The 5790-nt window shown below is 74.2% G+C and carries 5 protein-coding genes and 1 pseudogene; 3 read left to right on the top strand and 3 right to left on the bottom strand.

Features of this window, described 5'->3' with window-relative positions:
* Nucleotides 1–289 (top strand): annotated as a pseudogene (locus AB0B41_RS42500) (NAD-dependent epimerase); the annotation flags it as partial.
* Here AB0B41_RS42500 and AB0B41_RS42495 read toward each other — a convergent pair.
* Genes AB0B41_RS42495 through AB0B41_RS42485 form a run of 3 tightly spaced genes read right to left on the bottom strand, consistent with a single transcriptional unit; the run spans nt 258 to nt 3894 of the window.
* Nucleotides 258–2360, bottom strand: a complete 2103-nt coding sequence (locus AB0B41_RS42495; RefSeq protein WP_358212829.1) for a xanthine dehydrogenase family protein molybdopterin-binding subunit — start codon at nt 2358–2360, stop codon at nt 258–260. The pseudogene AB0B41_RS42500 and the gene AB0B41_RS42495 sit on opposite strands and share 32 nt — an antisense overlap.
* Entirely contained in the window at nt 2357–3364 is a 1008-nt protein-coding gene (locus tag AB0B41_RS42490) for a xanthine dehydrogenase family protein subunit M (protein ID WP_358212828.1), read from the bottom strand. Before AB0B41_RS42490 ends, AB0B41_RS42495 begins: the two co-directional genes overlap by 4 nt.
* Nucleotides 3361–3894 carry a 2Fe-2S iron-sulfur cluster-binding protein gene (locus AB0B41_RS42485; protein WP_358212826.1) on the bottom strand — a complete coding sequence of 178 codons (534 nt, stop codon included), beginning with the start codon at nt 3892–3894 and terminating at the stop codon, nt 3361–3363. Before AB0B41_RS42485 ends, AB0B41_RS42490 begins: the two co-directional genes overlap by 4 nt.
* A 77-nt stretch (nt 3895–3971) precedes the next feature.
* Here AB0B41_RS42485 and AB0B41_RS42480 point away from each other — a divergent pair, with 77 nt between their 5' ends.
* Entirely contained in the window at nt 3972–5342 is a 1371-nt protein-coding gene (locus AB0B41_RS42480) for an NAD-dependent succinate-semialdehyde dehydrogenase (RefSeq protein ID WP_358212825.1), read from the top strand.
* Nucleotides 5343–5526: 184 nt separating this feature from the next.
* Nucleotides 5527–5682, top strand: a complete 156-nt coding sequence (locus AB0B41_RS42475) for a hypothetical protein (RefSeq protein ID WP_197040567.1) — start codon at nt 5527–5529, stop codon at nt 5680–5682.
* Nucleotides 5683–5790: the final 108 nt, after the last annotated feature.

Genomic DNA, 5790 nt, shown 5'->3' with positions numbered 1-5790 from the left:
CCGGGAGCTCGCGGCCGTCGCCGGCGCCCGTCCGGTGCCCGTGCCGCGGGCGCTGGTGCGGGGCGTGCTCGGCCTGCTGAACCGGTTGCACCTGCTCGGCGCGACCACGGGCTGGTTCGACCTGGCCGTCGACACCCCGGCCATGGACACGGGCCGGGCCCGCCGCGAGCTGGACTGGTCGCCCGCGGTGGACACGGCCCGTGCCGCCCGGATCCTGCTCGACGCGCTCGCCGACACGGACCCGGGCGGCGCGCGGCTCAGCGCGCCGGCAGCACCCGGTCGAGGGTGACGGGCAGGTCCCGCACCCGCACGCCGGTGGCGTGCCAGGCGGCGTTGGCCACCGCCGCGGCCGTCCCGACGATGCCGATCTCGCCGATCCCCTTGGAGCCCATGGCGTTGACGTAGGGGTCGTCCTCGTCGACCCAGTGCGCCTGCAGGTCGCCGACGTCGGCGTTGGCCGGCACGTGGTACTCGGCCAGGTCGTGGTTGACGACGTGGCCGGTGCGCGGGTCGAGCAGGCTCTGCTCGTGCAGGGCCATGCCCAGCCCCATCGTCATGCCGCCCAGGAACTGCGAGCGGGCCAGCCGCGGGTTGACGATCCGCCCCGCCGCGAACACCCCGTACAGCCGGGGCACCCGGACCTCGCTGGTGTCGGCGTGCACCCGCACCTCGGCGAACTGGGCGCCGAAGGCCGACATCACGTAGTCCTCCTCGGCCGCGTTCGGGTTCACCGACCCGGACGCCCCGTCGCCGTCGTGCGGCGTGTCCCCGTACTTGTCCCGGAACTCCCGCACCGCCTCGACCAGCGCCGATCCCCACGTGGTGGTGCCGGACGAGCCGCCCGCCACCGAGGCCTCGGGGTGGTCGGTGTCGCCGATCAGCACGTCGACGTCCTCGACCGGTACGCCGAGTGCGTCGGCGGCGATCTGCGGGAGCACGGTCCAGGTGCCGGTGCCGAGGTCGGCGGCGCCGATCCGCGCGATGTACCGGCCGCCGTCGTAGGTGACCGTGGCCGTCGACTTCGGCATCCGCATCGTCGGGTAGACCGACGCCGCCACGCCGGTGCCGACCCACCACCCGTCCTCGAGGCGCAGGCCGGGGCGGTGGTCGCGGCCGGCCCAGCCGAAGCGCGCTGCGCCCTCGCGCAGGCAGGCCACGAGGTTGCGCGAGGAGAACGGCTTCCCGGTCTCCGGGTCGACCTCGGGCTCGTTGCGGATCCGCAGCTCGACCGGGTCGAGGCCCAGCTCGGCGGCGAGCTCGTCCATCGCCACCTCGGGGCCGAACATGCCCGGGCACTCGCCCGGCGCCCGCATCCACGACGGGACCGGGACGTCGAGCGCCGCCAGCCGGTGCGTGGTCCGCCGGTTCGGCGCGGCGTACATGTTCCGGGTCGGCACGCCCGTCTGCTCGGCGAACTCCTTGATCCGCGAGGTCTGTTCGACGACGTCGATCGCGATGCCGCGCAACGTCCCGTCCCGCTCGGCGGCGAGCTGCATCCGCTGGATCGTGGGGGTGCGGTAGCCGGCGAGGGAGAACATCTGCTGGCGGGTGAGCGCGAGCCGGACCGGTCGGCCGGGGACCGCGCGGGCCGCCATCGCCGCCATGATCACGTTGGCGTGCGGGGTGCCCTTCGACCCGAACCCGCCACCGACGTACGGGCACACCACCCGCACCTGCTCGGGCTCCAGCCCGAAGATCGGCGCGACGGTCTGCCGGACGGGGTGCACGCCCTGGGTGGAGTCCCAGAGGGTGAGGTGCCCGTCGTCCCCCGGTCCCGGTTCCCACAGCGCCGTCGTGGCGTGCGGCTCCATCGGGTTGTTGTGGTGCATCGGCGTCGTGTACGTCTGCTCGAGCGTCACCGGGGCCCCGGCCATCGCCGCCGCCATGTCGCCCTCGTGCGTGTCCGGGGGATAGGTCGGGTTGACCGACTCCGGGGTGTAGAGGTCGTCGCGGTCGGCCGAGAGCAGCGCGTCGGCCTCCTCCTCGGCGTAGGTCACGCGCACCAGGTCCGCGGCCTCGCGGGCCACCTCGTCCGTCTCGGCCAGCACCGCGGCCACGATCTGCCCGCGGAAGCCGATCTCCGTGCCCTGCAGCACGGCGAGCTCGGCGTCGTCGGTGGAGGCGAGGCGCTCGGCGTCCGTGCCGGTCAGCACCCCGACGACGCCGTCGAGGGCAGTGGCCTCGGCGGCGTCGACCCCGGTCACGCGCCCCCGCGCGATCGTGGCCTGCACGATCCGGCAGAACAGCGGGTCGGCGACCGGCGTCTCGTCGGCGTACACGGCGGTGCCACGGACCTTCGCGCCGCCGTCGCGGCGGGGGAGATCCTGCCCGATGGCCCTCGGTTCCAGGGTGGCGGTCATGCGCGGGCCTCCTCTCCGGCCAGCGCGCGCAGCGTGCTCACCAACGTCCCGGTGAGCAGCGGGATCTTGAACGCGTTGCCGCCGTCGAACCCCTCCTGCGGGCGGGCGTCGGCCAGTTCGGCCTCGGCGGCGGCGCGGTAGGACTCGTCGGTGGCCGGGGCGCCGCGCAGCGCCTCCTCGGCCCGGCGGGCCCGCCAGGGCTTGTGCGCGACCCCGCCGAACGCGACCCGCGCGTCGCGGATCTCGCCGCCGGCCACGTCGAGGCAGGCGGCCACGGACACCAGGGCGAAGGCGTACGAGGCCCGGTCCCGCACCTTCCGGTACCGGGAACGCGCGGCGATCGGCGCCTCCGGCAGGTCGATCGCGGTGATCAGCTCGCCGTGCGCGAGCACGGTGTCCTGCGAGGGGGTGTCCCCGGGCAGGATGTGCAGGTCGGTGAGGGGCACGGTGCGGTCCCCGTCCGGCCCGAGCACCTGGACCTGCGCGTCGAGGGCGGCCAGCGCCACCGCCATGTCCGACGGATGGGTGGCGATGCAGTGCTCGGAGGCGCCGAGGATCGCGTGGTTGCGGGTGGCCCCGCCGATCGCGGTGCAGCCCGAGCCGGGCTCGCGCTTGTTGCACGGCGTCGTGACGTCCTGGAAGTACACGCAGCGGGTGCGCTGCAGCGGGTTCCCGCCGGTCGTGGCCATGTTGCGCAGCTGCCCGGAGGCGCCGGCGAGGAGCGCCTCGGCCAGCACCGGGTAGCGCCCGCGGACCCGGTGGTCGGCCGCGAGGTCGGAGTTGCGCACGGCGGCGCCGATGCGCAGCCCGCCGTCGGGCAGGTCCTCGATCTCGGCGGAGGTCAGCGCGGTGACGTCGACCAGCAGCCCGGGCCGGGCCACGCCCAGCCGCAGGTGGTCGACGAGGTTGGTGCCGCCGGCGAGGAAGGCGGCGTCGGGCCGCTCGGCCACGGCGAGGACGGCCTCGCGGGCGTCGGGCGGGGTGGCGTAGGCGAAGGGCCTCATCGGCGCACCCCTTCCGCCACCTCGGCCACCGCCGCGCGGATGCCCTTGTAGGCGCCGCAGCGGCACAGGTTGCCGCTCATCCGTTCCGCGATCTCGCGGTCGACGGCCTCCGGGTCGCCCAGGTCCGGCCCGCCCGCCACGTCGGCGGTGGCGGCGCTGGGCCAGCCGCGTTCCAGTTCGTCGAGCACGCCGACGGCCGAGCACACCTGCCCGGGCGTGCAGTAGCCGCACTGGAAGGCGTCGTGGTCGACGAACGCGCGGTGCACGGGGTGGTCCTCGTCCGGGCCCGGCGCGAGCCCGGCCGCCGTCGTGACCTCGGCGCCGTCGTGGGCCACGGCGAGGGCGAGGCAGCCCAGGATGCGGCGGCCGTCGACGAGCACGGTGCACGCGCCGCACTGGCCGTGGTCGCACCCCTTCTTCGGGCTGGTGGCCCCGAGCCGCTGCCGCAGCGCGTCGAGCAGCGAGGTCCGGGTGTCGACGCGGAGGTGGTGGGTGGCGCCGTCGACCCGCAGGGTCAGTTCGGTCTCCATGCGGGGGGACTTCCCGGAACTCCCCGGTCCATCCCGGAACGTGGCATGAACCGGCGCCGCCGCGGTACCCGTCGGACATGGCCATCGCGACGATCGACCCCAGCACCGGCGACCGGCTGAAGACCTTCGACGCGCTCACCGCCGAGCAGCTCGACGCGAAGATCATGGCGTCGGCGCACGCGTTCCGGCACTGGCGGGACGTGCCGATGGAGCGCCGGTCCGCCCTGTTCCGGGACCTGGCCGCCCTGCTCGACGGGGACGCCGAGGAACTCGGGGGCCTCGCGACGCTGGAGGTCGGCAAGACCTACGCCTCGGCTGTCGCCGAGGTGCACAAGTGCGCGAAGGGATGCCGCTACTACGCGGACAACGCCGAGGGGATGCTCGCCGACGTGCCGCACGCGGTGGAGGGGGCCCGGGTGCTCACCCGGTTCGAGCCGCTCGGACCCGTGCTGGCGGTGATGCCCTGGAACTTCCCGTACTGGCAGGTGTTCCGGTTCGCCGCCCCCGCGCTGATGGCGGGCAACACCGGGCTGCTGAAGCACGCGTCGAACGTGCCGCAGTGTGCCCTGGCCATCGAGGACGCGTTCCTGCGCGCCGGGTTCCCGGAGAACGTGTTCCAGACACTCCTGGTCGGCTCGTCGGAGATCGAGAAGGTCATCGCCGACGACCGGGTCCGCGGCGTGACCCTGACCGGCAGCGAGCCGGCGGGCCGCGCGGTGGCCGCCGCGGCCGGCCGGCAGATCAAGACCAGCGTGCTCGAGCTGGGCGGGAGCGACCCGTTCGTCGTCATGCCCTCGGCCGACCTCGACACCGCCGTCCGCAACGCCGTGACCTCGCGGACCCTCAACAACGGCCAGTCCTGCATCAACGCCAAGCGCTTCATCGTGCACACGGACGTCGCGGACGAGTTCACCCGGCAGCTGGGCGAGGCGATGGCGGCGCTGACGGTCGGCGACCCGATGGACGAGAACACCGACGTCGGCCCGCTGTCGTCGGGCGACGCGGTGAAGACGCTCGACCAGCAGGTCCGCGACACGGTCGCGGCGGGCGCCACGGTCGTCACGGGCGGGGAGCCGGGGAGCGGGCCGGGCTTCTACTACCCGCCGACCGTGCTGGCCGACATCCCCGACGGTTCGCCCGCGCACCGTGAGGAGCTGTTCGGGCCCGTCGCGACCGTGTGGCGCGCGCAGGACCTCGACGACGCCATCCGCATCGCCAACGACTCGCCCTTCGGCCTCGGCGGCAGCGCCTGGACGAACGACGAGGCCGAGCAGCAGCGGCTCGTCCGGGAGATCGAGACCGGGATGATCTACGTCAACCGGTTCACCGAGTCGACGCCCGAGGTGCCCTTCGGCGGCGCCAAGAACTCCGGCTACGGCCGGGAGCTCGCCGAGTTCGGCCCGCGGACCTTCGTCAACGCCAAGACGGTGTGGATCGAGGGCGGCTGACCGGGCCGCCCGGTCGAGTGGCCGCTCCGCTGCTCGGCTGCCCGCCGCAACGCCGGGGGTGCACGGACCCTCACGCCGCGCACCGTCGCCGGATCGTGACCTTCGAGCGCATGGATGATCACCCATCCGGGTACAAGCGATCACCACCGGGCGCACAGGGTGCCCGGCCGTCGAAGGAGACGCCGTGATCATCCTCGGACTCATACTTCTCGTGGTCGGCTTCCTGACCGGGTTGTCCCTGCTCTACTACATCGGCGCGATCCTGCTGATCCTGGGCGTGATCTTCCTGGTCCTCGGCCGCACCGGCCGCCCCGTCGGCGGGCGCAAGGTCTGGTTCTGAGGTCGGGCCGGGTCAGCCCGGCCATGGTGCCGGCGTGGAACATCGGCATGGCGAGGTAGACGGTCGAGTCGGCGTCGAGCCCGGCGTCGACGACGAGCCCGGTGGCCC

Source organism: Pseudonocardia sp. NPDC049154, from assembly GCF_040648315.1.
Classification (GTDB): domain Bacteria; phylum Actinomycetota; class Actinomycetes; order Mycobacteriales; family Pseudonocardiaceae; genus Pseudonocardia.
Note: the sequence above shows the minus strand (reverse complement) of the source record. Positions and strands in the feature narration are given on the sequence as shown.

Bases quoted from the DNA above. Each gene is read 5' to 3' on its own strand.
- AB0B41_RS42495 (WP_358212829.1), bottom strand. From the start codon at position 2,360: ATGACCGCCACCCTGGAACCGAGGGCCATCGGGCAGGATCTCCCCCGC.
- AB0B41_RS42490 (WP_358212828.1), bottom strand. From the start codon at position 3,364: ATGAGGCCCTTCGCCTACGCCACCCCGCCCGACGCCCGCGAGGCCGTC.
- AB0B41_RS42485 (WP_358212826.1), bottom strand. From the start codon at position 3,894: ATGGAGACCGAACTGACCCTGCGGGTCGACGGCGCCACCCACCACCTC.
- AB0B41_RS42480 (WP_358212825.1), top strand. From the start codon at position 3,972: ATGGCCATCGCGACGATCGACCCCAGCACCGGCGACCGGCTGAAGACC.